Genomic DNA, 3,599 nt, shown 5'->3' with positions numbered 1-3,599 from the left:
GGGGTCCTTCTCGATCTTGGCGCGCAGGCGCTTGACGTGGACGTCGAGGGTCTTGGTGTCGCCGACGTAGTCCGCACCCCACACCCGGTCGATCAGCTGGCCGCGGGTCAGGACGCGGCCGGGGTTGCGGAGGAAGTACTCGAGCAGCTCGAACTCCTTGAGCGGGAACTTCGTCTCGAGGCCGTCGATCGTCACGAGGTGCCGGTCGACGTCCATGCGTACGCGGCCCTGCTCGAGCGACGCGTTGTCGTCGACCTCGTCGGTGAACCCGCGGCGCAGCACGGCGCGGATGCGGGCGACCAGCTCGCGGGGGGAGTAGGGCTTGGTGACGTAGTCGTCGGCGCCGAGCTCGAGCCCGACTACCTTGTCGACCTCGGTGTCCTTGGCGCTGACCATGATGATCGGGACCGACGAGATCGCGCGGAGGGCGCGGCACACCTCGGTGCCCGACAGCCCCGGCAGCATCAGGTCGAGCAGCACGATGTCCGCACCGCCTCGGTCGAACTCGGTCAGCGCATCAGGTCCGGTCTCGGCGATCGCGACCTCGAACCCCTCCTTGCGCAGGACGTACGACAGCGCCTCGCTGTAGCTCGTCTCGTCCTCGACGACCAGTACTTTGGTCACGCGTGCTCCTCATCGATGTCATGGCTGTGTGCCGGCAGGACCAGCGTGAAGGACGATCCGAGTCCCGGCTCGCTCCACACCTCGACCGTGCCGCCGTTGCTCGCGGCGACGTGCTTGACGATCGACAGGCCGAGGCCCGTGCCGCCGGTGGCGCGGGCGCGCGCCGGGTCGACGCGGTAGAACCGCTCGAAGATGCGATCGAGCTCGTCGCCCGGGATGCCGATGCCGTTGTCGGCGACGGTCAGGCGTACGTCCTCGTCGTCGAGCTGCGCCGTCACGATGACGCGCGATCCCTCGGGGCTGTAGGTCACGGCGTTCTCGACCAGGTTGCTGACCGCGGCATGCAGCTGCGCGCGGTCGCCGTGGACGTAGAGGTCGGGCTCGACCGCCGTGACGATCTCGATGCTCTTGTGCTCGGCCTCGGTCGCGGAGTGCTCGGTGGCCTCGGAGACCAGCTCGCCGACCTTGATCATGGTCGCGTCGTCGCTCAGGATGTCGTTCTGGAGCCGCGACAGGTCGATGATCTGCTGCACGAGGCGGGTCAGGCGCTCGCTCTCGAGGTGCATGCGGCTGGAGAACCGCACGACCGCCTCGGGATCGTCCTTGGCCTCGCCGACGGCCTCGGCCAGCAGGTTGAGCGCGCCGACCGGGGTCTTGAGCTCGTGGCTGACGTTGGCGACGAAGTCGCGCCGGATCGACTCGACGCGGTGCTCGCGCGTGCGGTCATCGGCCAGCACCAGGATCAGTCGCGAGGTCAGGGGCGCGACCCGGGCATGGATGTACGACGTCGTGCCCCGGCGGGGCTGCAGGGAGACCTCGGCCTCGCGGACCTGGCCGTCACGGCGTACCTGCCGCACGAGCGTCATGAGCTCTTCGGGCTCGAGCCGGTCCTCGTGCACGATCCCCATCGCGAACGCGGGGGCCGAAGCCTTGACGACGGTGTCGGACGAGTCGATCAGCACGGCGGAGGAGGAGATCACCGAGAGGACCAGGTCGGCGCCGGGTGGCACCAAGGGCGGCGGGGGCTCGGGAACGACACCCTCGCGGCGCTCGCTGTAGCGCCACAGATAGGTGACCATCGCGCCGATGACGGCGCCGATCGCCCCCGCGATCAACACTCCTGCACTGGTGTCCACATGATTGATCGTAGAGGGCAACTCCTCCCCAGCCGCCACTCTGACCCCTGCAGCGACAGGCCTTTCGGTTGCTGTTCACATCGCGTTCACCGGAGGTCGCCGTCCGTTCATCCCGGCTGCCTACCGTCTGGGACATGCGCGATCAGTATTACGAACAGCTCGATGCCATCGTCGACGACCTGGTGAACCTGACCGGGACCGTACGCCGTGCCGTTGCCGACGCGACCAAGGCCCTGCTCGAGGCAGACGCCCAGATCGCGGAGTCCGTCATTGCCGGCGACAAGGACATCGACGAAGCGACCGAGATCATCGAGGAGCGCGCACTTCTGCTGCTCGCCACGCAGCAGCCGGTCGCGACCGACCTCCGGCAGCTCGTCGCGACACTGCGGATGCTGACGGACCTGCAGCGGATGGGGGACCTGTCGGTGCACGTCGCCAAGGTCGCCCGGCGCCGTATGCCCGACTCGGCAGTGCCGCAGCACCTGCACCCCAACATCACGGCGATGGCGACCGTCGCCGACTCGATGATCGACTCGGCATCGCGCATCGTCGCGGACCGCAACGTCGCCGCGGCAGGTCAGCTCGAGAACGAGGACGACGAGATGGACCGGCTCCGCAAGGAGCTGCTGCGCTCGCTGCTCGGCGACAACTGGTCGTACGGCGTGGAGCCCGCCGTCGACCTGGCCCTGCTCGGCCGCTACTACGAGCGCATCGGCGACCACGCCGTCTCGATGGCCCGCCGTGTCGTCTACCTCGTCACCGGCCAGCTGAGCTGACGTACGTACGAAGGCCCCCACCGGATCGGTGGGGGCCTTCGTCGTACGTGCTGGGTGCTACTCGGTGAGGTCTTCGGTGGTCTCGGTCTCGCTCGGCGTCGCGGAGGGCTCGGGCGTGGGCTCCGAGGCGATCTTCGCGTACTCCTCGGTGCGAGCCACGACGGGCGCCTCGATCGTGACCTGCGCCGCCTCGCTGAAGTTCAGCGTCACCTTGACGTAGTCGCCGGCCTCCGCGCCCTCGGTGACCCAGAAGCCGCCGGCGTCGGACGTGCCGTCGACGGGTGTGAGCATGCCGGCCGGGAGCTTCAGCGCCTTCTCGGTGCTGCGGACCGTGAGGTCCTTGCCGTCGAGCGTCGTGATTGTCACGGACGCCAGCTTCTGCTCGGCATCGGTGTTGTTGACGATCGAGGCCGCCAGGGTGGCGGAGCCGTCGTCGTTGGCGACGAGCAGCGTGTTGAGCACGTCGATCTCGCCGCGGTGGTCGGCGCCGACAGCAGCCTGGTAGACCCGGTTGGTGTCGGCTTCGAAGCCGGTGCCACAGCCTCCGAGGGTCAGAAGTGCCGTCGTGGCGAGGGCGGTGGCCGCGAGGCGGCGACGTCGTACGGTGCTCACGAGATCACTGCTTTCAGTCCGTCATTGATGCTTCGAAGGGTCGGCAAGATCGTATCGGAGAGTCCCGCGAACTTTCCCTTTGACCTGCTGCGATGTCATCTGGTATGGGCGGGAAGGCCTGAAACGGCAGGGATCGACATCCGTTACGCATGTTAGACTGGTCACCTAGGAAAGGTGTTTTCTCTATGACTTTTGTTGTCGGCGAAACCGTTGTCTATCCCAATCACGGCGCTGCAGTCATCGAGGACATCGAGACCCGGACGATCAAGGGCGAGGAGCGTGAATACCTCGTGCTGCGCATCGTCTCGCAGAACGACCTGGTCGTTCGCGTCCCCGCTTGCAACCTTGATCTCGTCGGAGTTCGCGACGTCGTCGACGAAGCAGGGCTCGAGCGGGTTTTCGGAGTCCTTCGTGCCGAGCACGTGGAGGAGCCGACCAACTGGTCGCGGCG

At 67.4% G+C, this 3,599-nt stretch carries 5 protein-coding genes; 2 read left to right on the top strand and 3 right to left on the bottom strand.

What is annotated here, in order from left to right:
* Both V6M46_RS05090 and V6M46_RS05085 read right to left on the bottom strand, forming a co-directional pair.
* The coding region (locus tag V6M46_RS05090) for a response regulator transcription factor (RefSeq protein WP_332662695.1) at positions 1–624 on the bottom strand (624 nt) is incomplete at its 3' end.
* Entirely contained in the window at positions 621–1,760 is a 1,140-nt protein-coding gene (locus V6M46_RS05085; protein ID WP_332662694.1) for a sensor histidine kinase, read from the bottom strand. The genes V6M46_RS05090 and V6M46_RS05085, both read right to left, overlap by 4 nt.
* A gap of 134 nt (positions 1,761–1,894) precedes the next feature.
* On the opposite strand from V6M46_RS05085, the gene phoU reads away from it, so the two are divergent.
* Complete coding sequence (gene phoU / locus V6M46_RS05080) at positions 1,895–2,536, top strand: phosphate signaling complex protein PhoU (protein WP_332662693.1); 642 nt, start codon at positions 1,895–1,897, stop codon at positions 2,534–2,536.
* 57 nt (positions 2,537–2,593) lie between these two features.
* Here phoU and V6M46_RS05075 read toward each other — a convergent pair whose 3' ends face one another.
* Positions 2,594–3,148 (bottom strand): hypothetical protein, encoded by a 555-nt coding sequence (locus tag V6M46_RS05075; RefSeq protein ID WP_332662692.1) that lies wholly within the window; start codon positions 3,146–3,148, stop codon positions 2,594–2,596.
* 185 nt (positions 3,149–3,333) lie between these two features.
* Here V6M46_RS05075 and V6M46_RS05070 point away from each other — a divergent pair.
* Positions 3,334–3,599: CarD family transcriptional regulator (locus V6M46_RS05070; protein ID WP_332662691.1), on the top strand; the 266-nt coding region annotated here is incomplete at its 3' end.

It is taken from the genome of Aeromicrobium sp. (assembly GCF_036676885.1).
In the GTDB taxonomy this organism is placed as follows: Bacteria; Actinomycetota; Actinomycetes; order Propionibacteriales; family Nocardioidaceae; genus Aeromicrobium.
The sequence above is the reverse complement of the archived record's forward strand: the minus strand, read 5'-3'. Positions and strand labels throughout refer to the sequence as shown.